General features: G+C 71.4%; 18 protein-coding genes and 3 pseudogenes. 13 read left to right on the top strand and 8 right to left on the bottom strand.

Features of this window, described 5'->3' with window-relative positions; all coding sequences use genetic code 11:
- The first annotated feature begins 178 nt into the window (after nucleotides 1-178).
- Nucleotides 179-592, top strand: coding sequence for a CBS domain-containing protein (locus ABT154_RS11605; protein ID WP_351855914.1), 414 nt, complete (start codon nucleotides 179-181; stop codon nucleotides 590-592).
- Nucleotides 589-1,212, top strand: a complete 624-nt coding sequence (locus ABT154_RS11600) for a flavodoxin domain-containing protein (protein ID WP_351855911.1) — start codon at nucleotides 589-591, stop codon at nucleotides 1,210-1,212. Before ABT154_RS11605 ends, ABT154_RS11600 begins: the two co-directional genes overlap by 4 nt.
- Here the strand turns inward: ABT154_RS11600 and ABT154_RS11595 are convergent.
- From ABT154_RS11595 to ABT154_RS33930, 3 genes and pseudogenes are all read right to left on the bottom strand, one after another.
- A complete protein-coding gene (locus ABT154_RS11595; protein WP_351855909.1) occupies nucleotides 1,127-1,798 on the bottom strand; it encodes a DUF4389 domain-containing protein in 672 nt (223 codons plus the stop codon). The genes ABT154_RS11600 and ABT154_RS11595 overlap by 86 nt on opposite strands.
- 5 nt (nucleotides 1,799-1,803) lie before the next feature.
- Nucleotides 1,804-1,998, bottom strand: coding sequence for a hypothetical protein (locus tag ABT154_RS33935; RefSeq protein WP_502969483.1), 195 nt, complete (start codon nucleotides 1,996-1,998; stop codon nucleotides 1,804-1,806).
- Between the two features lie 104 nt (nucleotides 1,999-2,102).
- Nucleotides 2,103-2,699: pseudogene (locus ABT154_RS33930) on the bottom strand (CBS domain-containing protein); the annotation flags it as partial.
- Nucleotides 2,700-3,485: 786 nt separating this feature from the next.
- Here ABT154_RS33930 and ABT154_RS11580 point away from each other — a divergent pair.
- From ABT154_RS11580 to ABT154_RS11570, 3 genes are read left to right on the top strand one after another with little or no spacing between them, the layout of a single operon-like run.
- Entirely contained in the window at nucleotides 3,486-4,346 is an 861-nt protein-coding gene (locus ABT154_RS11580) for a universal stress protein (protein ID WP_351855906.1), read from the top strand.
- Between the two features lie 7 nt (nucleotides 4,347-4,353).
- Nucleotides 4,354-6,975: a cation-translocating P-type ATPase gene (locus ABT154_RS11575; protein ID WP_351855904.1), complete on the top strand. Its 2,622-nt coding sequence runs from the start codon at nucleotides 4,354-4,356 to the stop codon at nucleotides 6,973-6,975.
- Nucleotides 6,976-7,026: 51 nt separating this feature from the next.
- Entirely contained in the window at nucleotides 7,027-8,760 is a 1,734-nt protein-coding gene (locus ABT154_RS11570; protein WP_351856422.1) for a sensor histidine kinase, read from the top strand.
- Nucleotides 8,761-8,781: 21 nt separating this feature from the next.
- Here the strand turns inward: ABT154_RS11570 and ABT154_RS11565 are convergent.
- Nucleotides 8,782-8,886 (bottom strand): annotated as a pseudogene (locus tag ABT154_RS11565) (DNA-binding response regulator); the annotation flags it as partial.
- A gap of 434 nt (nucleotides 8,887-9,320) precedes the next feature.
- Between ABT154_RS11565 and ABT154_RS33925 the strand changes: the two are divergent.
- From ABT154_RS33925 to ABT154_RS11550, 4 genes and pseudogenes are all read left to right on the top strand, one after another.
- A pseudogene (locus ABT154_RS33925) lies at nucleotides 9,321-9,516 on the top strand (GtrA family protein); the annotation flags it as partial.
- A gap of 61 nt (nucleotides 9,517-9,577) precedes the next feature.
- On the top strand, nucleotides 9,578-10,987 hold the full coding sequence (locus ABT154_RS11560) for a DUF6056 family protein (protein ID WP_351855902.1): 1,410 nt from the start codon (nucleotides 9,578-9,580) through the stop codon (nucleotides 10,985-10,987).
- A gap of 988 nt (nucleotides 10,988-11,975) precedes the next feature.
- Complete coding sequence (gene rsgA, locus ABT154_RS11555) at nucleotides 11,976-13,142, top strand: ribosome small subunit-dependent GTPase A (protein WP_351855899.1); 1,167 nt, start codon at nucleotides 11,976-11,978, stop codon at nucleotides 13,140-13,142.
- 147 nt (nucleotides 13,143-13,289) lie between these two features.
- Nucleotides 13,290-14,711 carry a bifunctional transcriptional activator/DNA repair enzyme AdaA gene (locus tag ABT154_RS11550; RefSeq protein ID WP_351855896.1) on the top strand — a complete coding sequence of 474 codons (1,422 nt, stop codon included), beginning with the start codon at nucleotides 13,290-13,292 and terminating at the stop codon, nucleotides 14,709-14,711.
- Here the strand turns inward: ABT154_RS11550 and ABT154_RS11545 are convergent.
- The 3 genes from ABT154_RS11545 to ABT154_RS11535 form a co-directional block, all read right to left on the bottom strand.
- A complete protein-coding gene (locus ABT154_RS11545; protein WP_351855893.1) occupies nucleotides 14,617-15,030 on the bottom strand; it encodes a PPOX class F420-dependent oxidoreductase in 414 nt (137 codons plus the stop codon). The genes ABT154_RS11550 and ABT154_RS11545 overlap by 95 nt on opposite strands.
- A gap of 112 nt (nucleotides 15,031-15,142) precedes the next feature.
- Nucleotides 15,143-15,625: a DUF456 domain-containing protein gene (locus ABT154_RS11540; protein WP_351855891.1), complete on the bottom strand. Its 483-nt coding sequence runs from the start codon at nucleotides 15,623-15,625 to the stop codon at nucleotides 15,143-15,145.
- 65 nt (nucleotides 15,626-15,690) lie between these two features.
- Nucleotides 15,691-16,674 (bottom strand): helix-turn-helix domain-containing protein, encoded by a 984-nt coding sequence (locus ABT154_RS11535; RefSeq protein ID WP_351855888.1) that lies wholly within the window; start codon nucleotides 16,672-16,674, stop codon nucleotides 15,691-15,693.
- Between the two features lie 233 nt (nucleotides 16,675-16,907).
- Here ABT154_RS11535 and ABT154_RS11530 point away from each other — a divergent pair, with 233 nt between their 5' ends.
- The 4 genes from ABT154_RS11530 (at nucleotide 16,908) to ABT154_RS11515 (ending at nucleotide 24,480) form a co-directional block, all read left to right on the top strand.
- Nucleotides 16,908-20,669, top strand: a complete 3,762-nt coding sequence (locus ABT154_RS11530) for a S8 family peptidase (RefSeq protein ID WP_351855885.1) — start codon at nucleotides 16,908-16,910, stop codon at nucleotides 20,667-20,669.
- A gap of 123 nt (nucleotides 20,670-20,792) precedes the next feature.
- A complete protein-coding gene (locus ABT154_RS11525; protein ID WP_351855882.1) occupies nucleotides 20,793-22,235 on the top strand; it encodes a protein phosphatase 2C domain-containing protein in 1,443 nt (480 codons plus the stop codon).
- A gap of 27 nt (nucleotides 22,236-22,262) precedes the next feature.
- Nucleotides 22,263-24,005 carry a pyruvate dehydrogenase gene (locus ABT154_RS11520; RefSeq protein WP_351855879.1) on the top strand — a complete coding sequence of 581 codons (1,743 nt, stop codon included), beginning with the start codon at nucleotides 22,263-22,265 and terminating at the stop codon, nucleotides 24,003-24,005.
- Nucleotides 24,006-24,075: 70 nt separating this feature from the next.
- Nucleotides 24,076-24,480, top strand: a complete 405-nt coding sequence (locus ABT154_RS11515) for an ATP-binding protein (protein WP_351855876.1) — start codon at nucleotides 24,076-24,078, stop codon at nucleotides 24,478-24,480.
- Between the two features lie 39 nt (nucleotides 24,481-24,519).
- On the opposite strand, the gene ABT154_RS11510 is transcribed toward ABT154_RS11515, so the two are convergent.
- Nucleotides 24,520-25,650, bottom strand: coding sequence for a DUF2637 domain-containing protein (locus tag ABT154_RS11510; RefSeq protein WP_351855873.1), 1,131 nt, complete (start codon nucleotides 25,648-25,650; stop codon nucleotides 24,520-24,522).
- Nucleotides 25,651-25,753: the final 103 nt, after the last annotated feature.

The raw sequence follows: 25,753 nt of genomic DNA, 5'->3' as shown, positions 1-25,753 counted from the left end.
CGGCAACGAGAGGCACGCCGTCCGGTCGGCCGAGGAACCGTCTGCTGCCCGCGGAAGGGGCGACGGGACGCCCCTGGCGCCCGGTTCACACCGTCAGGGTGTCGGCGCTCTTCCTCTGAAACTCATGGCGAATCGGCTGGAACGTGAGCAGGGGGGCCAGAAAGGAAGCGATGCGGCCATGACGACCGCAAGAGAAATCATGCACGCCGGTGCGAGCTGCGTGCAGGAGAACGAGAGCCTGATGGATGCCGCACGCCGCATGAGAGAACTGGACGTCGGCGCGCTGCCCATCTGCGGGCCGGACGACCGGCTGCACGGCATCATCACGGACCGGGACATCGTGGTGAAGTGCCTCGCGAAGGGCAAGGACCCCCACCGGATGACGGCCGGGGACCTCGCCCAGGGCAAGCCGGTCACCGTGGACGTGGGGGCCGGCAGCCAAGAGGTCCTCCGCACGATGCAGGACCACCGCATCCGCCGCGTGCCCGTGATCGACGACCACCGCATGGTCGGCATGATCAGCGAGGCGGACCTGGCGCGGCACCTGCCGGAGCGACGGGTGGGCCATTTCGTCGAGGAGATCTGCCGTTGACCCCCCTGGTCGCCTACGGCAGCAAGCACGGTGCGACCGCTGGAATCGCCGAGGAGATCGGCCGGACGCTTCGGGACGACGGCTTCGACGCCGTCGTCCTGCCGGCCGACACCGTCACCGACGTGAGCGCCTACGACGGAGTCGTCCTCGGCGGAGCCCTCTACGCCGGGCACTGGACCGGCAAGGCGCGACGGTGCGCACGGCGCAACGCCGAGCAGCTCAGGCGTCGCCCGCTCTGGCTCTTCAGCAGCGGCCCCCTCGACAGTTCCGCGGAACAGCACGACATTCCGCCGGTACGAGGGGTCGCCAGACGGATGAAGAAGCTCGGTGCCCGTGAGCACATGACCTTCGGAGGTGCCGTGACCGCCGAGACCCCGGGCCGCGTCAGCCGGTCCCTGGTCCGCCAGGGCAAGGGCGGGGACTTCCGCGACCCGGAACGGATCCGGGCATGGGCCCACCACATCGGAACGGAACCCGACGCCACCCGGTCCTGGTCTGGGGAACGGACGAGCTTCGGCGCGCCAGGCGGCGCCGTCAACTGCCGTTCGTGGAGCGCCCGGTCCCTGCCGCCTCCGTACCGCCCTGATCGAGGCGGAAGGGCGGGTAGGCGTCCGTCATGAGGCTCGCGTAGGCGGCGACGCGCAGGACCCAGCGGTTCAGTCCGACGATCAGGGCGAACAGGTCGCGCGGATAGCGCTCGGTGAAGGCGAGGGCGAATCCCGCGATGAGCGCGAGCAGGGTGATCAGTCCGCAGCTCCACCATCCTGCGTGCGTGCCGCTGGTGAAGAAGGCGATCACGAGATAGTGGGGGATGGCGAGCAGCCACCACTTGACCAGGACCGTCGAGCGGGAGAGCCGCTCCGGGTAGGCGATGTCCAGGCGGGCCGGGTAGTCCGGCTCGGGGCCCAGGCTGAAAGGCGGGTAGCGGTCGGTGCCGAGAGCCCCGTACGAGTAGTACGAGACGCGCCAGGACCAGCGGAGCACGCCGAGGTTGAAGTCGAACAGGCCCCGGGGGAAGCGCTCGGTGAAGAGGATGGCGAAGAACGCGATCACCGTCACGACGAAGAAGGCGATCCAGAGGAAGAGCAGCACGATCCAGTGGGGGATCACCAGTATCCACTTGACCAGCCACAGCCAGCGGGACAGCCGGCTGTCGAGTTCGGCGGATACCGCCACGGGACCAAACGGGGCGCTGGGGGTGTCCATGATCGTCACTTCCTCGGAAGGTCGTCGTCTTCGTACCTGAGCCGGTCGACGCCCCCCACGACACCGTCGACGCTGTTGCAGAGCCTGAGGAGCACCGGAACGAGACTGCGGCGGCTGACCGTGCTGCTGAGAGTGACCCGGCTGCCCACAACCTCCATCGAGAGGGCCGAGGGGCCCAGCGCCAGGGCGCGGGTGACCACGTCTTCGACGGTCTTCTCCTGGATCGCCGGGTTCGGCGCGGGAAGAGCTGGACGAGGTCGCTCCGGCTGAGCACACCCACGAGGTGCCCGTCGTCGACGGGCGGACGCTTGCCCCTGGCCCTTTCCATGACTCGCGCAGCGCGCACCACGCTCCACTCGGGGCGGGCGACGACGGCGGGACTCGACGGGACCGATGCCGACCGCCGTGGGTGTCCTCGGATCCGCGACGCTGCCGTGCTCCATCGCTCGTCACCTTCTCGCTCGTTCGACCGACGGCCCCTATGTTCAGGATCGCCCGCTGACGCGGTCCTGGGGAGGGCCGTCCGGCCCGTGGGGTTGCCCGTGGTCGTCCGCGCAGGCCGCGAAGACCCGCTCGGGCCCCCTGCCCGTGCGCAGGAAGCGCTCGTCGAGGACGACGGCCAGGTCCGCGAGTGCCCTGCGTAGTACCGACGCGGAGCCCCGGACCGGAGAGGTGACGTCGGTCTGCCGAGGCCCGAAGGCGTGGAAGGGAGGGAGGGGGTGCTCATCAGGCCCCGGCGGTCAGCTCGTGGCGGGCCAGGAGGTCGCTCTCGGACACGACTCCGACGACATGGTCGTCGTCCGTCCACGACGGGGACCCCGCTGATGTCGTGCGCGGCGAGCAGCTTCGCCACCTCCCGGAACGATGTCGCGGGGACGGCGGAGACCACGGCGTCGGACATCAGACCGCCGACCCTCGGGTGCTTCGTCACCGCGCCTCCAGCCCGGGGTTCGGACGGTGATACCCACCACCTTCCGACGCCAGTGCGGGGGCCCTGCGAGGGCCGAACGGTCCACCCTCAGGACCGAACGGGCTCGTCCTGCCGGCCCGCGCTCAGCCCCGCCCGTGTAGGACTTTTGGTCCCGTCGTTGGCCCCAGCGGCCCTCCGGCCGCCCCAGATCAGCTGCCAGGATGGAAGGAGTCTTTGGATCCCGTGAGGAGGAGCCATGGACGGATCCCCAGCCCGTGTCGGCCTCAGGAGGGACGTTGGCCACGCCGACGGATCGCCGCCCGCCCGCACGACGGTGATGTGGGCGGCACGGAGGCGGCCCTGCGGAGCGCTCTCTCCCTCGTCCGTGCAGCCGGAACGGACATGCGGGCCCCGTCTCCGTCCCAGCCGGAGATCCTCGTCAGGAGCCGGCAGGCGGGAAGGGAACCGTTCGACCGGACCGCCGAGGTGATCACGGCGCGTCACTCCGAGCCGGCGGTCGTCACGGAACTCGCCGACGGCGGGGCCGTCGAAGCGCCGCGCTCGCTCACGGGCCGCGCTGGACAAGGGCGACGACGAGATCGCTCGCGATCAGGCACGCGTACGGTCCTCGCTCTCGGGCCCGGTCCGGGAGGAGTTCCCGGGACTCACCGTGCACCCCGACGGCCAGAAGGGCGGCAGTGTGCCTGGGGCCCTCGTAGACGCGTCGCGCCACGCAGACCCTGCTGCAAGCACGCACACCGCCCATGGGAGCACGTCATGACCAGCACCACGGATCGCCGTGACATCGTCGTCGGCGTCGACCCGGTCAAGAACTGGCACATGGCCCTCGCCTGGGCCGCGGACGAGGCTCACCTGCGAGGAGTCGGACTGCGCCTGGTGGTCGCGGTACCCCCGCAGCACGACACCCGACACGTCGACGACACCGCTCGTCACCTGGCACAGCGGCAGACCGGTGCGGAAGCCCTGCGTACGGCACTCGCCTGGGCGCACGCCCGGCAGCCGGACATCGAACCCACATCCTCCCTTCTCGACGGGGCTCCGGTGGCAGCCCTGGCCGCTCTGTCGAACGAGGCCGGCCTGATCGTGCTCGGTTCCCGGCACCTCAGCCGCCCCGAGGAGTTCCTGAGCGCCAGTTCCCTGGTCGTCCCGGTCACCGCGAAGGCGCACTGCCCGGTGGTCGTCGTGGGCGACGCGGAGCACGTCACGCAGGAGACGACCTACCTAGTGGTCGGCGTCGACGGCAGCGAGTCCTCACGGGCCGCCCTGGCTTGGGCCTTCGAGGAAGCAGATCTGCGGCGCTGCGCCCTGCGGGCCATCGCCGTCTGGCAGCCTCCCGTCTTCACCCGGCACAGCGGTGACACGCTGTTCTCCGCCGAACGCCGCCTGCTCTCGGAGACCACCGCCGGCTGGGCGGGGAAGTACCCCGACGTCCGGCTCACACACGAGGTGCGCATCGGTGCGCCCGTCGAGACGCTGGCCGACGCCGCCGAACACGCACTGGCCGTCGTCGTCGGCCGCAGGGGCCAGGGCGGATACTCCGGGATGCGCGTCGGCTCCGTCGTTCACGGGCTGCTCCACCGCGCACACTGCCCGGTGATCACCGTCCCCGTGGGGTGAGTGGGCCATGACCGCGTCGGCAGCGGACCAGGCCCTTGGCCCGGTGCGGGACACCACGGGACTCACCGAGTCGGAGGCCGCCCGTCGGCTGGCCGACACCGGCCCCAACGAGGTCACCGCGAGAAAGCCCGTACGGCTCCACAGCAGGGTCATCGCCCAACTGACCGACCCTCTGATCATGGTGCTTCTCGGGGCCGTCGTGCTGACCCTCGCGATCGGTGACCATCCCGACGCGATCGTCATCGGACTGGTCGTCCTCGTGAACACGACCGTCGGTGTGGCACAGGAGATCCGGGCCGACAACGCCGTGGCCGCCCTCTCGGCCCTCACCGCGCCGCACGCGCGCGTGCGGCGCGACGGCGCCGCCCGCGACCTCCCGGCGACATCGATCGTCCCGGGTGACGTTCTCCTGGTCGGTGAGGGCGACATCGTCGCCGCCGACGCCGAGCTGGCCGAGGCCTCCGCCGTTCTGGTGGACGAGTCCATGCTCACGGGGGAGTCCGTGCCCGTGGACAAGGACTCCGGTGCGACCCTGAGCGCGGGCACGGTCGTCGTGCGCGGCCGAGGCGTGGCCGTGGTCTCGGCGACCGGGGCGTCCAGTGCGCTCGGCCGCATCGCGGCGCTTCTGGACGAACGCCGAGAGCCGACGCCGCTACAGCGCCGACTCGCCGCCCTCGGGCGAGTCCTCGCGGCCGTGACGCTCGCACTGTGCGTCCTGGTCTTCGCCCTCGGCCTGGTGCGTGGGCTCCCGCTGGGCACGATGGCCGTCACCGCCATCAGCCTGGCTGTGGCGGCGGTCCCCGAATCCCTTCCCGCCGTCGTGACCCTGGCCCTCGCGCTCGGCGCCCGCCGCATGGCCGCGCGGCACGCTTTGGTCCGGCGGCTGCCCGCGGTGGAGACGCTCGGCTCGGTGTCCGTCCTCGCCACCGACAAGACCGGCACCCTGACCGAGGGCCGCATGGTCGTCCAGCACGTCTGGACACCGCGGGTGAGCGCCGAGCTCACAGGCGTGGGGTACGAACCCGAGGGTGAGGTCCTCATAGCCGGGAGACCGGCGGAAGCGGACGAGCTCGAACCACTGACGGAGCTCCTGACCGTGACCGCCCTGTGCAACGATGCCACGCTGCGTCCGGCGGACGACCGGAGGCCCGACGGCCGCTGGACGGCCCTGGGCGACCCCATGGAAGCCGCCCTGCTGGTGGCCGCTGCCAAGACTGGCTGCCCGAAGCCGACGGAACTGTCGGTGACCCGCCCCCGGATCGGAGAGGCGCCGTTCGACAGCCTCCGCAGACGCATGACCACCCTCCACAAGGCCGATGGGAACCGGTTGCTCGTCTGTCTGAAGGGCGCACCCGAAGCCGTCCTCACCCCTGTGGTCCTGCGGGATCCTCCGGACGTGCTCGCAGCGGCCCGCCAGGAGGCCGCGCGCCTGGCCGCCCGGGGATACCGCGTGCTTGCCGTCGCGTCGGGTGTGCGAAACGACATCCCGAGCCCGTTCACCGAGGCGGAGTCGGGACTCGCGCTCCTCGGCCTCGTCGCGCTCAGCGACCCGCCCAAGCCGCATGCCGCGGTGACGCTCGCTTCCTGCCGGGCGGCCGGCATCACACCCGTCCTCATCACCGGGGACCATCCGGCGACTGCTCGGGCGGTCGCGGCCCACGTCGCGCTCCTGGGCGACGGCAGCGAGACGGATGGCCACGTCGTCACAGGGGCGGACGTGGCCGCGGGTCGAGTCGCGGACCTCACTTCGGTGCGGGTCTTCGCCCGTACGGACCCCCAGCAGAAGCTGGACATCGTGGAGGCGTGGCGTGCCAGGGGAGCCGTGACCGCCATGACCGGCGATGGGGTCAACGACGGTCCCGCCCTGCACCGTGCCGACATCGGCGTCGCCATGGGCGCACGCGGCACGGAGGTCGCCCGGCAGGCCGCCGACCTCGTCCTCACCGACGACGAGCTCTCGACGGTCGTGGCGGCCGTAGAGGAGGGAAGGCGTGTCTACGACAACATCCGCCGTTTCCTCGTCTACGGGATGGCCGGCGGCGCGGCAGAGATCCTCGTGATGCTCATCGGCCCGCTGCTCGGGCTGCCACTACCCCTTCGCGCGGGCCAGATCCTGTGGATCAACCTTCTGACACACGGCCTCACCGGCGTCGCGATGGGCGCCGAGCCCGCGTCCCCGGGAGCGATGCACCGCCCTCCGCGCCCACCCGACCAGCACATTCTCGGCGGTGCCGCCTGGCAGAGGCTGCTCCTTCTCGCGGCCGTCGTCACGGCGGCCTCCCTCGGCGCGGGCCTCGCTGCTCAGGCACTGGACCTGCCCTGGCAGAGCGTGCTCTTCCTCGCCCTGCTCGCCGCGCAGCTCGGCGTCGCCCTGGGGCTGCGCACCCGACTTCTGAGCAAGGAGAACCCGTTCCTCCCTCTGTCCGTCCTCGCCTCTGCCCTTCTGGCGGCGGCGGCACTGTACGTGCCCTTCCTGAACTCGATCCTGGAGACCGAGCCACTCGGCTGGGCGGGCGCCGGGATCGCTCTCGCGTGCGCGCCCGTCGGCTTCGTCGCGGCCCGCGTCGTACGGACCGCCTTCCACCCAGGCGGCCCGACAGGAACGGGTGGTTCATCCGGACTACGGTGAGAGTGCGCGCTTCGGGTGGAGCCCGTGCGCTCGATGCAGCCGGAGGTCTCGATGGGCCGGGAGGACACCAAGCCCACAGGTACACGGCTGCCACGGCTGCGACTGGACGAGCTGCTCGACGAGGTCCAGGTGCGTATCGACGAGGTGCGCGGGACCAGGGACCGGCTCAACGGGCTGCTCGAAGCCGTCATGTCCGTGGGCCGCGGACTCGACCTGCCGCAGGTGCTGCGCGACATCGTTGAGTCCGCCGTGACTCTGGTGGACGCCGAGTACGGAGCACTGGGCGTCATCGGTGACGACCGGAAGCTCTCCGAATTCCTCCCCATCGGCATCGACGACGAACTCCGCCGGCGGATCGGCGCTCTCCCGTCCGGACACGGCATTCTCGGCGAGCTGATCCGCAACCCCAAGGCGCTGCGCCTCGCCGAGCTGTCGGAGCATCCAGCCTCATACGGCTTCCCGGCCCATCACCCGCCGATGCACACGTTTCTGGGCGTCCCCATTCGGGTCCGCGACGAGGTGTTCGGCAACCTCTACCTCACGGAGAAGCGTGGAGGAGCCGACTTCGACGCCGAGGACGAGGCGGTCGTGACGACTTTGGCCGTCGCGGCCGGCATCGCCATCGAGAACGCCCGCCTCTACGAGGAGGGCCGCCTGCGCCAGCGCTGGCTGGCCGCCGGCTCCGGCTTCACCAGCGCCCTCTTGTCCGGTGCGGAGGAGACCGAGGTGCTCGGCGGGATGCTGGAGCAGGCGGTGGACATCGCGGGCGCCGACCTGGGGATCTTCTGCGCGGTCGGACCGGGCGGCGAGCTGCGGGACTCGCTGGCCTGCGGCGAGGGGGCCGAAGCGCACCGGGGCGTCGTCCTACCGAACAGCGAAGGAACCCTGGTTGAGGCAGCCCTCGCGCAGGACGGCCTGGTCACGGTCGCCGACGTCGAGAACGATCCGCGTATCACGGTGCGGCCCGAACGGTGGAAGGGGTTCGGACAGGCCATGGCTGTCACGGTCGGAACCAAGGAGAGGCTCAGTGGAGTGCTGATCCTCGCGCGGCGCCACGGCCGGCCCGCCTTCACGACCGCAGAGGTCACCGATCTCCCCAGATTCGCGGGCCAAGCGGCACTGGCGCTCGAACTGGCCGACCGCCGTCGTGACGCCGAACAGGTGAGTCTTCTGGAGGATCGTGACCGGATCGCCCGAGACCTCCACGATCTGGCGATCCAGCGCTTGTTCGCCACGGGGATGACGCTGCAGAGTGCCCGTCGCTTCGTCGAGCACCCCGAGGCGGTGGACCGATTGACCCGGGCCATCGACGATCTCGACGCCACCATCAAGATCATCCGCTCGACGATCTTCGGCCTCCGGGAACACGACACCCCGGGAACCGCCCCGAAACTGCGAAACCGCCTGGTCAAGGCCGTGGGTTCGGCGGCGTCGACGCTCGGATTCGCTCCGGGGCTGCGAATGGAGGGCCTGATCGACACCGACGTGCCACCGGAAGTGGCCGAGGAGGTGCTCGCCGTCCTTGGCGAGGCCCTCACCAATGTGGCACGGCACGCCGTGGCCCGAAAGGCGGAGGTGTCGGTCGTGGCAGACGACGGGGTGCTGGTGGTCACGGTGAGCGACGACGGTGTAGGCATCCCGCACGGCGGCAGCCGCAGCGGACTGCGGAACCTGTCCGAACGGGCCGAACTGCTGGGCGGCGCTCTTTCGGTCCACGCACGGGCGGCGCCGGGCAGCGGCACGGTCCTCGAGTGGCGGATCCCACTCCCGACCGAGCGGGAATGAAGTCTTCTGCATCCCCTCGACGTCGTGCTCGCGGACCTGCGCGGCGACGACGGCCGCCTGTACGCGGCGTTCCACGCCGAGTTCGCCGAGCAGTCGGGAGACGCGGTTCTCGACGGTCTTCTGTGTCGGGTCGGTGAAGTCGTTGGGTTGGACGACTTTGCGCCGTATGAACGAGAAGTCCTGGTTCAGTCAAGAGGCGCAGACCGGTGTGGACCATGACTGCGCGTTGTCCGCGATCCAGAACACAGATTTCGCGCCGGCACAGGGCCCTGGCCCATGACCTGGGTGACCAGAGCCCTCAACGGCACGATGCCGGTGGTTTCGTCCATCCGGAGCGCTGACGCGTGATTCCGGACTGTTCGGCGGTGTGTCGGTCGCCTCCGCTGCCCCCGCTGGAAGATCCTCCGTCAGGAGACCGGCTGACGTGAGGAGCCACGGTGGGCTGGGGAAGGCGCAAATCAGGGTTGTGGCCCCCGTACACGGGCGACCGCTCCGGCAGTGATCGTCCGCATCCTGCTGGGGGCCGCTTGTTCGGCTGCGCCTGATTCGGCACCCGGGGCAATTCGCACACTACCTGCCGGACCCGTTCGCCCTGGCGCGCTTTCCTCCGGTATGCGCTGTCCAGTGGCCGGCTTCAACCTCGTCGCCTCCGGTGCCCTTCTCTCTGTGGCCGTCAGTCAACTTGGAGTGGACAAGAATGTCGCCGCACTCATCGCCGGAATCTTCGGCACCGCGTTCTCCTTCCTCCTCGCCCGCCCGCGGACCCCGGAACTCGGCAAGCCTGATCACCACCCCGCCTCGCTTCGCGTCGACAGGTGTGGCACTGCTGCCCCTCCTTCCGCTGTCGGTCTTCGCCGATGCCTCATGGATCGCGCGCTGGGTGCGCCCGAGCGGCGACGAGTGGTGCTTCCTGCCCCTCGTACGCGACGAAGGCTTCATCGCCCTGGTGAACCAGTTCTACTCCACGGACAACGGCCGGATCGCCAACGGTGCACTCGTCGCCTCCTATGCCACCTACGGCATCGCAGGCCAGCAGTGGTACGCGGGCATCAGCTCGGTCGTGATGCTGCTCCTCCTGTGGGCCTTGGCAACCGCGCTGCTCCGGAGCGCCCGGTGGAGGCTACCCCGGGGCATGCCGCTGTTCGGGGCGGCCATGTTCCTGGCCGTCTTCTGCTTCGGCTCCGTGAACACCTACAAGACCTACTTCTGGCCGGCCTCGTCGGTTTCCCACACCCTCCCGCCCGTCCTCGCGGCCGCTGCCGCAATCCCGGCCCTGCTGGCAACCTCGCGGCGCGGAAAGGCCGCCGCCATCGCGTCCGCGCTCGCCCTCGGAGCCGTCATCGGCACCCTGTCCGAGGAGACCTCGGTAGTTGCCCTGACCATCCTCCTCCTCAGCCTGCTGCTGAGTCGCCGACTCTTCCCGGCAAGACGGCTCACCTTCGTACGTAGCTGGTGCGCCGCTGCCGGAGGGGGCATCCTCATCGGCACCGCCGTACTGCTCACCTCGCCCGGCTCACGCAACCGGCGCACCCGCCACCACGCAGACTCCATGTTCGCGCCGGAATCGCTCCTGGCTTCGCTGCGGGGGTACGCGCACATCCTCTACACCCTGGCGACGAGCTGGCAGTACCTCGGCATGATCGCCGCAGGAGTATTGATCGGCATCTTCATCCGCAACGGCAACGGAGGCGTCCCCCGCCCCGACCACCGAGCGCCTCTGCTCGTCGTCTCCGGCACGGCAGCCTTCCTCCTCTCCGGATACCTGTGCACGGTGATCGCCTATCCGGCGTTCGGCCCCTCCGTTGCGACCTCCAACCGGATTTGGAACGACTTCATTTTTCTCCTCCTCCTCGTTCTCGCCGGCGTGGGCTGCCTCCTTGGGAACGCGACAGTCAGGCGATGCCGCCCGCGTATGAATCCGGTAGCCGTGGGTGCCGCACTCACGTGTGTTTGCCTCACAGCCCTATTCGCGGTATCCCTGCGCACTTTGGAAGCGGAGATGAGCGCGCGTGCCGAAGCCTGGGGCAACCAGGATCATCTGCTCAGGAAACAGGCTGCGGCGGGGGCAACGGTGTTGCCTTACACGCCGCTCGTTATCAGCAAGATATCGGAACCCTTCGGCAACAAGGGGAAGCGGATTTGGCCTGCCTCCTGTGTCGCCACTTACTACCGGGTGACCAGGATTACCGATGGAAGAAAGGCGCAAGGCGATGTGGGGCCTCGCTGAGCGTCTTCAGCGGTGAGTGCTGCGGAGCGTCGAGGGTGGTGCGGCAGTCGACGAGCAGGGGTTGCCGGGTGGCCGACCAGGGTGTGGGGTCGGCTTTGCCGGTACTCGGGCCACTCGGTGGCGAGGACGACGAGGTCCGCGCCGTCGAGAGAGGCGGACAGGTCGTCGGAGAAGTCCAGTTCCGGGGCGGGCCATGTGGGTCCATGGTTCTGCTCGTTCCAAGGCGCGGCTGTGTCGTTGCCGAGGACACGGTGTTGGTTCGTTGAGCAGGAAGCAGGAAGCAGGAAGCAGGAAGCAGGAAGCAGGAAGCAGGAAGCAGGAAGCAGGAAGCAGGAGGTGAGGACATTGACGGCTGTCACGGTGACGGGCTCTGCCCGCATTCAGGAGTTCATCGTTCCCGCCCCTGTGGTCTCCGGCTGACACCCACTCGACTTCCGCGCGCTCGGAGCGCGCCGCCGGGGCCACCCTTCGAAGGGTCCCCCTTGTCCCACGCTTCGCTCCACCCGTCTTCATGTCGACGACGACGTGATGTGCTGCGGCTTCGACGGGTTCCCCGACGAGGGAAGCTTCTTTCTGGGTAGGCAACGGCGTCGCCGGACGTTGCGGCGCTCGCCGCCGTCCTCGCTCTCGGTGCCACGGACGGGCTGACGGACCTGGGCATCGGGTCCCTGGCCTCCGCCGAGCGTGCTGCTGTCGAACGTGTCGGTGTCCGACGCGAACGGTGAGCGGGAGACCGACGCCGTACTTAATCGGTGGTGCCGTGCCCTGGGGCGGGGCTATGGTTCTGCTCATCCGCTCCGCGAAGGGGCACGGTGTTGGTTCGTCGAGGTAAGAAGCAGGAGGTGAGGACATTGATGACTGTCACGGTGACGGGCTCTGCCCGCATTCAGGAGTTCATCGTTCCCGCCCCTGTGGTCTCCGGCTGACACCCACTCGACTTCCGCGCGCTCGGAGCGCGCCGCCGGGGCCACCCTTCGAAGGGTCCCCCTTGTCCCACGCTTCGCTCCACCCGTCTTCTCTTTCCGCTGTCCAGCACCCGCTCGCCGTCTACGGCTGGGACGAGGGCTGGGAGGCCGAGTTCGCCCCGTACGCCGCCCAGGGCCTGGTCCCGGGCCGGGTCGTCCGTGTTGATCGCGGTCAGTGTGATGTGGCCACGCCTGACGGCGTCGTCCGTGCCGATACCGCGTTCGTCGTTCCCCATGACCCGATGAAGGTCGTGTGCACGGGGGACTGGGTCGCCGTCGACCCCGAGGGCGGTGATCCGCGGTACGCGCGGACGATCCTGCCTCGGCGGACCGCTTTCGTGCGGTCGACGTCGTCCAAGCGGTCCGAGGGCCAGGTGCTGGCCACCAACATCGATCACATCGTCATCTGTGTGTCGCTCGCGGTCGAACTCGACCTCGGGCGGATCGAACGGTTCCTCGCGCTCGCGATGTCCAGTTCGAGCGGTGAGGCACTGCTGCGTACGTCGGCGGACCCCTGGGAGTCCGGTGCCCAGCCGACCGTGGTCCTCAGCAAGGCGGACCTCGTCCCCGACCCGACCGGGCTCTCGTACCTCGTCGAGGACGTCGAGACGGTCGCCCCCGGCGTCCAGGTGCTGCCCCTCAGCTCGGCCACGGGCGAGGGACTCGATGTGCTCTCCGCCGTCGTCGCGGGCGGCACGACCGTGCTGCTCGGCCTCTCCGGCGCAGGGAAGTCCACCCTCGCCAACGCCCTCGTCGGCGAGGACGTGATGGACGTCCGGGCCGCCCGTGACGTCGACGGCAAGGGCCGCCACACCACCACCACCCGCAACCTCTTCGTCCTGCCGGGCGGGGGAGTCCTCATCGACACTCCCGGACTGCGCGGGGTCGGGCTCTGGGACGCCGAGGCCGGCGTCGGGCAGGTCTTCGCCGAGATCGAGGAACTGGCCCGGGACTGCCGCTTCCACGACTGCGCCCACGAGGCGGAGCCGGGCTGCGCCGTCGCGGCGGCGATCGAGGACGGCTCCCTGCCGGTCCGCCGGCTGGAGAGCTACCGCAAGCTGATCCGCGAGAACCGGCGGCTCGTGGCCAAGACCGACGCCCGGATGCGCACCGAGATGCTCAAGGACTGGAAGCGCAAGGGCGTCGAGGGGCGCCAGGCGATGGAGCTGAAGCGGGGGCGCGTCCGCTGACGGGACAACGGTACGGAGGGGAGCGCGGCGCTCCCCTCCGTACCGCCCCCGCACACCACCCGCACCCGCCCCTCCGTATCGCACCCCCGTACCGCCGTGTCCGAAAACCGCGAGCCCGGTGTCCTCCCGGGCCGCACACTGGGAGGCGTGAAGGACGACGACACCCGCTACGAGGCGGTCAGCAGCAGGGACGCCCGGTTCGACGGCGAGTTCTTCTTCGCCGTACGGACCACCGGCATCTACTGCCGTCCCAGCTGCCCCGCCGTCACCCCCAAACGGCAGAATGTCGCGTTCTACCCGACGGCCGCCGCCGCCCAGGGCCACGGCTTCCGGGCCTGCCGCCGCTGCCGCCCGGACGCCGTGCCCGGCTCGGCGGCCTGGGACGTACGGGCCGATGTCGTCGGGCGCGCCATGCGGATGATCGGCGACGGCGTCGTCGACCGCGAAGGCGTGCCCGGGCTCGCCGGACGCCTCGGCTACAGCACCCGGCAGGTACAGCGCCAGCTCACCGCCGAGCTGGGCGCGGGGCCCGTCGCGCTCGCCCGCGCCCAGCGGGCACACACCGCCCGGCTGCTGCTCCAGACCACCGGACTGCCGGTCACCGAGATCGCCTTCGCGGCCGGATTCGCCAGCGTCCGCCAGTTCAACGAGACCATCCGGCGCGTCTACGCCCGCACCCCCAGCGCCCTGCGCGCCGAGGCGGGCAGCGGCGCCGGAGCCCGGACCGCGCTCGCCGCCGGGGTGCCGCTGCGGCTCGCCCACCGGGGGCCCTACGCGGCCGACGAGCTCTTCGACCTGCTCGCCGCCGAGGCCGTGCCCCGGGTGGAGGAGGTCGTCGGCGCCCCCGGCGCCCGCACCTACCGGCGCACGCTCCGGCTCCCGTACGGCACCGGGGTCGTCTCCGTCGACGAGCGGTCCGCCGGGCGCTGGCTCGAGGCCCGGATCCACCTCACCGAGCTGCGCGACCTGACCACCGCCGTGAACCGGCTGCGTCGCCTCTTCGACCTGGACGCCGACCCGTACGCGGTCGCCGAGCGCCTCGGCGCCGCCCCCGGGCTCGCCGCCGAGGTGGCCGCCCGGCCCGGCGTCCGCTCCCCGGGCACGGCCGACCCCGAGGAGTTCGCCCTGCGGACCCTCCTCGGCGCCCGGGAGGCCGCCCGGATCGTCGAGACGCACGGCACGGCGCTGGCCACCGCCTGCGGCACCCTCACCCATGTGTTCCCCGAGCCCCTGGCCCTCACAGGCCACCCCGTCGCGGGGCCGCTGGCCCGCGCGCTCGCCGACGGAACCGTACGCCTCGACCCCGGGGCCGACCGCGACGAGGCCGAGCGGGCGCTGCGCGCCGTCCCCGGTGTCACCGCCGACGCCGCCGCCCTGATCCGGATGCGGGCGCTCGGCGACCCGGACGTGCCCCCGGCGGGCGGTCCGGACGCGGAGGAATGGCGCCCCTGGCGCTCGTACGCGGCGCGCTACCTCAGGACGCCGCTCCGGGGGACGCCGCCGCAGGGGCCTCCGCGAGACCCCAGCTGTGGATCCGGCGCGGATGGATCCGGATCACCTCCTCGCTGAAACGCGGGCCCAGGGCGTGCGAGCCCACGAGGAGTTCCGCCTCGCCCCGGATCTCGACGCCCCGCACCCGCCAGGGGTGTACGGACGCGAGGTCGTCGACGACCAGTGCCACCTTCGGGTTCTGCCGCAGGTTGCGCCACTTCTTCGTACGGCCCATGGCGAGACCGCCCACCAGGACGGTGCCGTCCTCCTGCGGGAAGAAGCCCACCGGGTTCGCCTGCGGCTGTCCGGACGGGTCGACCGTGGCCATCCGGGCGAGCCGCCGCCCCTCGGTGAGATAGGCGAGTTCCGCTTCGCTGAAGCCCTCGAAATCCCTCATACGTCCAGGATCGCGCTGTTCCCGGCGGGGCGGATCGGCCACCGGACCGATCCCGGCTCCCTCCTGCGGACCAGGACCCGGCGCGTCCGCAGGAAGGAGCCTGCCCCCGTCCTCAGCCCCAGATCACCGCGCCCGCCCACGCTCCCACGATCAGCAGACAGGCGAACAGCTCCACCAGCACGCTCGTCCCCGCCGCCCGCATCACCGCCCGGGTCGCCGCCCCGGCCTGCCCGTGGCCGCCCAGCCGCAGCCGCTCCGAGAGGTAGATCCCGCCGATGAAACCGGGGATCGAGCCGAGCACCGGAATCAGCACGAAGCCCAGGAGCGCGCCCGCCCCGGCGTACGCCACCATCCGCCGGGTGATGCCCACGCCCCGGAAACGGCGGGGTGGCAGCTGCCATACGACCACCTGGGTGAGCAGCAGCAGACCCGTCGCGGAGGCCAGCAGGAGCCAGGCCAGGTCCGTCCGCTCGTGCAGCGACCACCACAGCATCGCCGCCCACACCAGCCACGTGCCCGGCACGCCGGGGGTGAGCACCCCGAACAGACCGATCAGCATCACCGTCGCGATCAGCAGGAGCTGCCACACACCCATCTGTCAAGGGTGCAGGATTTCGGGTGTCTCCGCAGGTCAAGGGCGACGGACGGAGTACGCGGCAGTCAGCCGCGCGCCACCCAGCCCTTCTCGTACGCGTGCCAGCCCAGCTGCAGTCTCGTCGTGACCCCGGTCAGCTCCATCAGGCCCTTCACCCGCCGCTGCACCGTCCGCAGCCCCAGGTCCAGCTGCTTCGCCACGCTCGCGTCCGTCATCCCGGCCAGCAGCAGCGACAGGATCTCCAGGTCCATGACATCCGGGCCCGGCGCCTCTTCCTCGGTGATCTGCGCGCCCGCCCCGAGCCGCAGCGGCAGCGCCTCCCGCCACACCGACTCGAACAGGCCCGTCAGCGATTCGAGCAGCCCGCTCGCGTGCACCACGATCGCCGCCGGTTCCACGCCCCGCCCGGTCAGCGGCACCATCGCCAGGTTCCCGTCGGCGACCACCAGCTTCGTCGGCACCCGGTCCGCGACCCGGATCCGCTCCTCGCGGCCGAGCGCCGCCGAGAGCTCCAGCAGCCCGGAGGGGAGCGTCAGCACCTCGCGCTCGATGACCACCCGGTAGCGCACCCCGCGCCCCGCCGCCTGTTCCTCCGCGTCGTTCTCCAGGCCGGAGACCGCGATCGGCTTGCCCGTCACCAGGGCGCAGACCTCGTCCTGGGCGCCCAGCTGGAGCTGGAGGAAGCGGTGGGTGACGGCGCTCGCGCCGGTCACCACCTCCACCAGGTCGTGCACGGCCGCCTCCGCCGCCTCCGCCCGGTACTCCTCCGCGAGCAGCGCCGCCGCCAGCTCCGCCTGCTCCAGCTCGTGCCGTTGCTGGGTCAGCAGGGCGCCGAGCGCGACCCCCGGGGGCGCCGCCACCCAGCGCCCGGTCCGGGCCGAGGACTGCGCGGCGAGGCCCTGCGACTCCAGACGGCGCAGCGCCCGCTCGGTGTCGTGCTCGGGCAGCGCGAGCCGGTGCGCGAGGTCGGTCACCTCGGCCGCGCCCAGCGCGACCAGCGCCCGGTACGCGGACTCCTGGCGCTCGTCGAGTCCTATCGCTCCCAGCATGGATTGCCCCACCCCTCGCCCCACCTCCGGCGGGCGTACCGGATCTTCCCGGGACATTCACCGGAGGCATTCGTTCCGTTGGTGACCTGGCGGGAAACGGCCACGGCGTATTCCCGCCTTGCCCATCATCCCTGCACCGCCCTCACCTCTGCCAATGTGGCGCCACCGCAGCACCAACAACCTCTGGAGACGGGCGTCTTGCGCCCTTTTTCCGGAATCAGATGGGGAGAGCGATGCGCCCGATTTCGCGTACGGCCCTGGGAGCGGCGACCGCCGTCGTCCTGGCCGTCACCGCGGTCGCGCCGTCCATGGCGAATGAGCCGCAGGACGGCACGACCGGCAAGAGACCACTGGCAGGCAGCGAGGCCTCGGCCCGCGCCGGCGACCGCGCCGCCACGGTGACCCTGGTCACCGGCGACCGCGTCGTGGTCACCCGCGACGCCGAGGGCAACCCGGCCGCCACGGCCCTGCCCCGCGAGGACGGCACCTTCCCCCTGGTCCAGACCCGCCGCTCCGGCCAGGACCTGTACGTCTACCCCGAGGGCGCCACCGCCGCGCTCGCCGCGGGACGCGTCGACGAGGAACTCTTCAACGTCACCGGACTCGTCCGCCAGGGCTACGACGACGCCGCCACCGGCACGCTGCCCCTCATCGCGGTCTACGGCTCCGACCTCGCCCGCTCCGTCCCCGCCGCCCCGCGCGGCGCCAAGCGCGGGCAGGTCCTCAGGACCGTCGACGGCGTCGCGCTCAAGACGGACAAGAAGCAGGCCGCCACCTTCTGGGCCGACGTCAACACCCCCACGGCCCGCTCCGCCGCCGGGATCACCAAGCTCTGGCTCGACCGCAAGGTCCAGGCCACATTGGAGCGCTCCACCAAGCAGGTCCACGCCCCCGAGGCCTGGGCCGCCGGCTACGACGGCACGGGCACCAAGGTCGCCGTCCTCGACACCGGAGCCGACGCCGAGCACCCCGACCTCAAGGGCCGGATCGCCGCCTCGGAGAACTTCACCGACTCCGAGACCACCGGCGACCGCCAGGGCCACGGCACCCACACCATCTCCACCGTCGGCGGCTCCGGCGCCGCGAGCGGCGGCAAGAAGAAGGGCGTCGCGCCCGGCGCGGCCCTCCTCAACGGCAAGGTCCTCAACGACTCCGGCTCCGGCGCCGCCTCCTGGATCATCGCCGGCATGGAGTGGGCCGTCGCCCAGGGCGCCGACGTGGTCTCGATGAGCCTCGGCAGCCCCGTGCCCACCGACTGCACCGACCCGATGAGCGTCGCGGCCGAGGAACTCGCGCAGAGCAAGGGCACGTTGTTCGTCATCGCCGCCGGCAACTCCGGGCCGACCCTCAACACCGTGTCCTCGCCCGGCTGTGCGCCCAGCGTGCTCACCGTCGGCGCCACCGACCGCGACGACTCCACCGCGTACTTCTCCAGCCGCGGCCCGACGATCGTCAACCACACCCTCAAGCCCGAGATAGCGGCGCCCGGCGTCGGCATCTCCGCCGCCGCGGCCGGCGGCCGGGGCGTGTACGCCTACCGGTCCATGTCCGGCACGTCGATGGCCACCCCGCACGTCGCGGGCGCAGCCGCCATCGTCAAGCAGCGCCACCCCGACTGGACCGCCCAGCAGGTCAAGGCCGCACTGGTCGCCTCCGCCGAGAGCGCCGTGCCCGGCGACGTCCGCGAGGTCGGCGGTGGCCGCCTCGACGTCAAGGCCGCGATCGACCAGACGGTCCTCGGCGCCCCCGCCGTCCAGGGCGGCACCTTCAACTGGCCGCAGGACAAGAGTGACCGCACCACGGTCTCCGTCCCGTACACCAACACCGCTGACGCCGCCGTCACCCTGAACCTGGCGGTCGAGCGGGTCACCGGCAACGACGGCTCCAGTGTGCGGAGTTCGGTCGCCCGCCTCGGCAGGCGTACCGTCACCGTCCCGGCCGGCGCCACCGTCCAGGTCCCGCTGGACCTCGACCCCTCGGCCCGCCTCGAAGCCGCCCAGTACGGCGACGTCACCGGCCGCGTGCTCGCCACCGGCCCCGGCGGCGTCCATGTCTCCACCCCGTTCTCGCTGTACGTCGAGCCCGAGACGGTCACCCTCCGCGTCAAGATGATCGACCGTCAGGGCAGGCCCGCCGACGGAGCCTCCTCCCTCGACGTCATCGGCACCGACGACGCCAGCGGAGAGCGCCGCTTCAACGAGGGCGCCGCCGACCAGGTCTACCGCCTGCGCCCCGGCAGCTACTTCCTCTCCTCCTTCGTCACCACCCCCGACGCGGGCGAGGGCGCCAGGCTGTACGACTCGATCAGCTACCTCGGCCGCCCCCAGATGGAGCTGAAGAAGGACACCACCGTCGTCCTCGACGCCCGCAAGGCCCACAAGCTGTCGGTGAAGACCGATCGGGCCACCGAACTCCGGGGCGCCACCCTCGCGTTCGCCCGCTCCTGGGACGACTCCTGGCTGCACGCCGGAACCGCCACGGGCCCGCGCACCATCCGCGGCTACTACGCCTCGGTCGAAGGCCGGGCCGACGAGGGCGACTTCGAGTTCGGCAGCTACTGGCGCGCCGCAGCCCCGCAGATCACCTCGCTGCGCACCACCGACGGCCTGGCGCTGCACCCGCTGACCGCCTCCATCGCCTCCGACAACCTCGACGGCACCGGCTCCGCCCGGCTCGTCGACGCCGGTACGGGCACCCCGGAGGAGCTGAAGGCCGCCGGCGTCCAGGGCCGTATCGCCCTGGTCCGGCTGCCCGACGACTCCACCGCGGCGGGCGCCATCGCCCGCAACGCCAAGACCGCCGGCGCCGTCGCCGTCGTCGCGTACCACTCGGCCCCGGGCCGCTGGTACCCGGGCGGTGGCTTCACCGGACTGGGCCTGCCGACCCTCTCCGTCCCCGCCGACGAGGCGACCGCACTCCTCGGCAGGCTGGCGGCCGGCGAGGTCACCCTCGCCTGGAAGGCCACCGCGAAGAGCCCGTACGTCTACAACCTCGCCTTCCCGGAGACCGTCGCGATCCGCGACGACAAGAACTACCGGGTCCGCGACGGGCAGTTGGGCCGCACGGACGCGAGCTACGGCTCGTCGGGCGTCGCCACCGACTTCACGGACTTCCCGGCCGGCCACCGCCCGAACGGCGTCGCCGTCACCTTCGGCTCCCTGGAGACCGTCCCGGCGCCCGGCACCCGCACCGAGTACTACTCCACCGGTGATACCGCCTGGTCGCAGATGGTCAACAGCAGCTTCCCGTTCGGTGAGCTGATGATGGGAGCCCACCGCACGTACACGCCCGGCGAGAAGCGCACCGAGAACTGGTACGACGGGGTCATCGCCCCCACGGCCCCGCGCGACACCACCGGCAAGCCGGTCCTCGCGGCCGAGCGTCAGGGCAACTACATAGGCTTCGCCGCCGCCATGTGGGGGGACAACACCCACTATGCCGAGGCCGGCTCCTTCGGTGACATCGGCAATGTGCGCCTCAGCCGCGACGGCGAGGTCCTGGGCGAGAACGGCTGGCCCTTCGGCGCCTTCGAGGTACCGGCCGAAGCCGGGACGTACACCCTCGAACAGAACATCATGAAGATCGGCAGCAAGGTCTGGGCCCGCTCGACCTCCGTCAACTCGGTATGGAAATTCACCTCCAAGCTCGATGAGAGCGTCTATTCTCAGGGCATCCCGATTCTCTTCCCCCGGTACGACCTTCCGGAGGACGGACTCAAGACCCTCGCCGCGACCGACGGCCAGCAGATCGGCCTCACCGTGACGGGTCACGCGGGCTACACCCCCGCGGCGCTCACCTCGGCGAAGCTCTCGTACTCCTATGACGGGGGTACGACCTGGACCGAAGCGCGGGTCTCCCAGCAGGGCGGACAGTGGACCGCGACCGTGAACCACGCGGGCGCGGCCGGCAAGCCGGTCACCCTGAAGACCGAACTGACGGACGCCAACGGCAACTCCGTCACCCAGACCGTGGTCCGCGCCTACGACGTGCGCTGATCACGCCGGTCCGCCGGGCGTCCTTCCCGTGGGGGGTGGGGCCGCCCGGCGGATCACCCATTCGCAGCAGCGGTTTTCCCGATGTCCCGTTTTCGGATGCCCTGCGCCGTGGACAATAGGGGCATGACTCAGCAGGGGGACAACTGGTGGGACAAGCTCTACGACGATTCGGCGCCGGACACGGCCCCGACGGTCTCGGGTGACACGCTCGACGACCACTTCGCCACGGCACCCCGAGGCCCGGACCCGAAGACGGTCCCGGCCCCCGAAGGGGCCGCGCCCCCGGGCGCGACGGCCGGGCCCGCACCCTGGGGGGCGCCCTGGGAGGCGCCCCCGGTCGGGCCGCGGACCTTCCCCGGGCCCCCGCCCCCGCCCGTCGAGGCGCCCACCGTCCAGGTCCGGGTCCCGACGACGGAACCGATGCCTCCGGAGACGGGGAGGGCGGAGGGGGTGGAAGGACAGGATCCGGAACCCGGCGCCGGAGCGTACGGAGACGGAGACGGAGACGGCGGCGGAAGCGGAGACGGGGACCTCACCGTCCAGGTCTCCGTGCCCCGCCCGCGTACCGGATTCATCGGGGGCAGACCGCCGACCTACGAGCCCGAGCCGACCGCGCTGCCCGTCGCCCGCCCCGGTGAGCTCGGCGAACTGGTCGCCGACACCGTGCTCGACGGCGCCCGCTACGGCACCTGCACCCTGCGCGCCGCCTCCGTACGCGGGGACTCCGCGCGCTACCGGGGCGAACCCCGGCGCGACGCCCTGCTCACCGCCCGCTTCGGCCACGACGAGACCGCGCTCGTCCTCGTCGCCGTCGCCGCGGGCTCCCGCGCCTCGGAGGACGCCCACCTCGCCGCCGCCGACGCCTGCCGGTGGATCGCCGAGGCCGTCTGCCGCAGCCACGCCCGGCTCTCCGAGGACATCGGCTCGGGCCGCCGAGGCGACCTGAAATCGGGACTCCACCGGCTCACCGACCGTACGTACGGCAAGCTCCGCGCCCGCGCCGCCGAGCGCGGCCTCGCCCCTGACGAGTACACCGCGTCCCTCCGCTGTCTGCTCGTCCCCGCCGACCCCGCGTGCCGCACCCGGGTCTTCTTCGGCATCGGCGGCGGTGGTCTGTTCCGGCTCCGCGACGGCTCGTGGCAGGACCTCGAACCGCTCCTCCCGGAGCCATCCGCCGTCACCGGCGCCGCCGTCGTCGGCTTCGGCTCACCGCCCGCCGCCTCCGCCCCCGCCGCCTCCCTCGACGAGGAGACCGAGGAGGGCGACCGGCTCACCATGGACCTGGGCATCACCACCGCCCCGGGACCGCTCGTGGAGGAGCCGGTGCCGCCGCCCGCCGAGCCGTTCCGTTTCCGGGCCTCCGTCGCCCGCCCGGGCGACACCCTGCTGCTCGCCTCCGCCGGCCTCGCGGAGCCGATGCGCGGCGAACCGGCCCTCGCCGGGGAACTCGCGGCCCGCTGGGCGGACGCCGAAGCGCCCGGCCTGGCCGCCTTCCTCGCCGACACCCAGCTGAGAGTGACCGGCTACGCCGACGACCGTACGGGGGTGGGCGTCTGGGAGGCGTAACCGACCGGGCCGTGTGTTGATGGAGCCATGGCCAGACAGAACGTGGCGGAACAGTTCGTCGACATCCTCGTGCGCGCGGGCGTCCGGCGCCTGTACGGCGTGGTCGGTGACAGCCTCAACCCGGTCGTCGACGCGATCCGCCGTACCCGCGACCTCGACTGGATCCAGGTGCGGCACGAGGAGGTCGCGGCCTTCGCCGCCGGCGCCGAGGCCCAGATCACCGGAGGCCTCGCCGCCTGCGCGGGCTCCTGCGGGCCGGGCAACCTGCACCTCATCAACGGCCTGTACGACGCCCACCGCTCGATGGCCCCGGTGCTGGCCCTCGCCTCGCACATCCCGTCCAGCGAGATCGGCCTCGGCTACTTCCAGGAGACCCACCCCGACCAGCTGTTCCGCGAGTGCAGCCACTACAGCGAACTCATCTCCAACCCGAAGCAGATGCCCCGGCTGGTCCACACGGCGATCCAGCACGCCGTCGGCCGGGGCGGCGTCAGCGTGGTCTCGCTGCCCGGTGACATCGCCTCCCAGCCGGCCCCGGAGACGGCGGTGGGAACCGCCCTCGTCACCACCCGGCCCACCGTCCGCCCGGGGGACACCGAGATCGACGCCCTGGTGCGGATGATCGACGAGGCCGAGCGGGTGACGCTCTTCTGCGGCAGCGGTACGGCCGGGGCGCACGCCGAGGTCATGCAGTTCGCCGAGCGGGTCAAGGCGCCGGTCGGGCACGCGCTGCGCGGCAAGGAGTGGATCCAGTACGACAACCCGTACGACGTCGGCATGAGCGGACTCCTCGGCTACGGCGCCGCCTACGAGGCCACCCACGAGTGCGATCTGCTGATCCTGCTCGGCACCGACTTCCCGTACAACGCCTTCCTGCCCGACGACGTGAAGATCGTGCAGGTGGACGTCCGGCCCGAGCGCCTCGGCCGCCGCTCCCGGCTCGACCTCGCCGTCTGGGGCGACGTCCGCGAGACCCTGCGCTGTGTCACCCCGCGCGTCCGCGCCAAGACCGACCGCAAGTTCCTCGACAAGATGCTCAAGAAGCACGCCGACGCGCTCGAAGGCGTGGTCAAGGCGTACACCCGCAAGGTCGAGAAGCACGTCCCGATCCACCCCGAGTACGTCGCCTCGGTGATCGACGAACTCGCCGACGACGACGCCGTCTTCACCGTGGACACCGGGATGTGCAACGTCTGGGCGGCCCGCTACCTCAGCCCCAACGGACGGCGCAGGATCATCGGCTCGTTCAGCCACGGCTCGATGGCGAACGCCCTGCCGCAGGCCATCGGCGCGCAGTTCACCGACCGGAACCGGCAGGTCGTCTCGCTCTCCGGCGACGGCGGCTTCTCCATGCTGATGGGCGACTTCCTCACCCTCGTGCAGTACGACCTGCCGGTGAAGGTCGTGGTGTTCGACAACTCCTCGCTCGGCATGGTCGAGCTGGAGATGCTGGTCTCGGGACTCCCCTCGTACGGGACGACCAACAAGAACCCGGACTTCGCGGCCATCGCCCGCGCCGCCGGGGCCTTCGGCGTCCGCGTGGAGAAGCCCAGACAGCTCGCCGGCGCCCTCAAGGACGCCTTCAAGCACAAGGGCCCGGCCCTGGTCGACGTGGTCACCGACCCCAACGCGCTGTCCATCCCGCCGAAGATCAGCGCCGACATGGTGACCGGCTTCGCCCTCTCCGCCAGCAAGATCGTCCTGGACGGGGGAGTGGGCCGGATGCTCCAGATGGCGCGCTCCAATCTGCGCAACGTGCCCCGACTCTGAGGGAATGCGGACGATTTGGCGGGGCATGCATCCCCGTGAGCCTGTTCGACGCGATCTGTGGGTGGGGGTTATGGCCGGGGAGGCACGACAGCCGACTCAACTTCTCAGAAAGGTGGGATGCGCGGATCTCACCGCGGTGCCGGAGGTGCGACATGCCTTGCGTGAAATGCTGCGGAGGTGGGGCGGACCGGGCGCCTCCGACGTCGCGGAACTGCTCACCAGCGAACTGGTGACCAACGCCCTGATCCACACCGAGCACGGGGCCGTCGTGACCGCGACGGTCGTGCCCGAGCAGCTGAGGGTCGAGGTAAGGGACTTCGTCCCCGGACTCGCGCCGCCGCACGTACCGCCCGCCGACGACGGTACGCACGGCAGGGGACTCGTCCTCGTCGAGGCCCTGGCCGACTCCTGGGGTGTCGAGGACCACGGAGTGGGCAAGGTGGTGTGGTTCGAACTGAACGGCGGGGCCGCCTGAGGGGCGGCCCCGCCGGTTCGGCGCGGACATGAGCGGTGCTCAGCCGAACTGCTGCTCCAGATCCTTGAGCTTGCGCTCCAGGGAGTCGAGACGGGGCAGCGTCTGGGTGTCGTCCTCCGCCGTGAGGTCCACCGTCCGGGGGTCACCCGTCTGGACGTCACGGCCTCCGACGGCTTGGAGGGAGGGCCGGGGTCGAAGCGGCAGTTGCCCGGGATCCGCTATGGCGGGTTCCGCGACGGCGGCCTGGACGGCCGCCGTCGCGGAACCCGAACCGGCGCCCGAACCCGAGCCGCCGCCGGACCCTCCACCCGGGCCGGGACCGGCCGGGGCGTTGAGCGCCGCCACCTCGACCTGACGACCGTCCCCCCTGCCGAGCCCGAAGGACCGGTGCTGGCGGTTGATCGCCTTGAGCCGCGCCCGGTCCAGCTTGACCTGGTCACGCCGCCGGATGCGGTTCTGCTCCTTCTCCCGCCGGTCCTCGCGCACCTCGTCGACGGCCTCGTCCAGGGTCCGTACGCCTTCGAGCAGCATGAGCGACCAGGCGGCGAAGGTCTCCCTGGGCGCTCTCATCCACCGCACGATCCGGATCTGCGGCAGCGGGCGGGGCACGAGACCCTGCTCGCGCAGCGCGGCCCTGCGGGTCTGCTTGAGCGCCCGGTCGAAGAGGACCGCGGCCGAGAGCGACATGCCCGCGAAGAACTGCGGGGCCCCGTCGTGGCCGAGCCCGCGTGGTGCGTGCACCCAGTTGAACCAGGCCGCCGCGCCCGCGAACAGCCAGACCAGCAGGCGCGAGCCGAGAGCCGCGTCGCCGTGGCTCGCCTCGCGGACCGCGAGCACCGAGCAGAACATCGCCGCGCCGTCGAGGCCGAACGGGACGAGGTACTCCCAGCCGCCGGTGAGGTTGAGGTTCTGCCGGCCGAAGCCGACGAGTCCGTGGAAGGAGAGTGCCGCGGCGACCGCGGCACAGCAGAAGAGGAGGACGTAGGAAGCCGTGCCGTACACGGCCTCCTTGCGTCTGCGGCGCTCCTCGTTGCGTTCCCAGGAGTCCTCGGCCGCGGCCTGGTCACCGGCGCGCTTCCCGCGCGCGAGCACCGCCACCGCCGTCAGGACTCCGGCCACCATCACGCCGCCCGGAAGCAGCCAGTCCAGCGATATGTCGGTCAGTCTCATGCGGTGTCCCTTGCATCGCAGTAGGGCGTTTGGCGGCCCATACTGGCCGACCCCGTGGGGCACTCACGGTGTTTCCGGGCAAGAGCACGCCATCGGGGTCCCA

The sequence above is a fragment of the Streptomyces sp. NPDC001728 genome (assembly GCF_040297565.1).
In the GTDB taxonomy this organism is placed as follows: domain Bacteria; phylum Actinomycetota; class Actinomycetes; order Streptomycetales; family Streptomycetaceae; genus Streptomyces.
Note: the sequence above shows the minus strand (reverse complement) of the source record. Positions and strands in the feature narration are given on the sequence as shown.

Excerpts from the sequence above, each read along its gene's own strand:
- ABT154_RS11605 (WP_351855914.1), top strand. The coding sequence starts at position 179 with ATGACGACCGCAAGAGAAATCATGCACGCCGGTGCGAGCTGCGTGCAG.
- ABT154_RS11595 (WP_351855909.1), bottom strand. The coding sequence starts at position 1,798 with ATGGACACCCCCAGCGCCCCGTTTGGTCCCGTGGCGGTATCCGCCGAA.
- ABT154_RS11580 (WP_351855906.1), top strand. The coding sequence starts at position 3,486 with ATGACCAGCACCACGGATCGCCGTGACATCGTCGTCGGCGTCGACCCG.
- ABT154_RS11575 (WP_351855904.1), top strand. The coding sequence starts at position 4,354 with ATGACCGCGTCGGCAGCGGACCAGGCCCTTGGCCCGGTGCGGGACACC.
- ABT154_RS11570 (WP_351856422.1), top strand. The coding sequence starts at position 7,027 with ATGGGCCGGGAGGACACCAAGCCCACAGGTACACGGCTGCCACGGCTG.
- ABT154_RS11545 (WP_351855893.1), bottom strand. The coding sequence starts at position 15,030 with ATGAGGGATTTCGAGGGCTTCAGCGAAGCGGAACTCGCCTATCTCACC.
- ABT154_RS11540 (WP_351855891.1), bottom strand. The coding sequence starts at position 15,625 with ATGGGTGTGTGGCAGCTCCTGCTGATCGCGACGGTGATGCTGATCGGT.
- ABT154_RS11535 (WP_351855888.1), bottom strand. The coding sequence starts at position 16,674 with ATGCTGGGAGCGATAGGACTCGACGAGCGCCAGGAGTCCGCGTACCGG.
- ABT154_RS11530 (WP_351855885.1), top strand. The coding sequence starts at position 16,908 with ATGCGCCCGATTTCGCGTACGGCCCTGGGAGCGGCGACCGCCGTCGTC.
- ABT154_RS11525 (WP_351855882.1), top strand. The coding sequence starts at position 20,793 with ATGACTCAGCAGGGGGACAACTGGTGGGACAAGCTCTACGACGATTCG.
- ABT154_RS11520 (WP_351855879.1), top strand. The coding sequence starts at position 22,263 with ATGGCCAGACAGAACGTGGCGGAACAGTTCGTCGACATCCTCGTGCGC.
- ABT154_RS11515 (WP_351855876.1), top strand. The coding sequence starts at position 24,076 with ATGGCCGGGGAGGCACGACAGCCGACTCAACTTCTCAGAAAGGTGGGA.
- ABT154_RS11510 (WP_351855873.1), bottom strand. The coding sequence starts at position 25,650 with ATGAGACTGACCGACATATCGCTGGACTGGCTGCTTCCGGGCGGCGTG.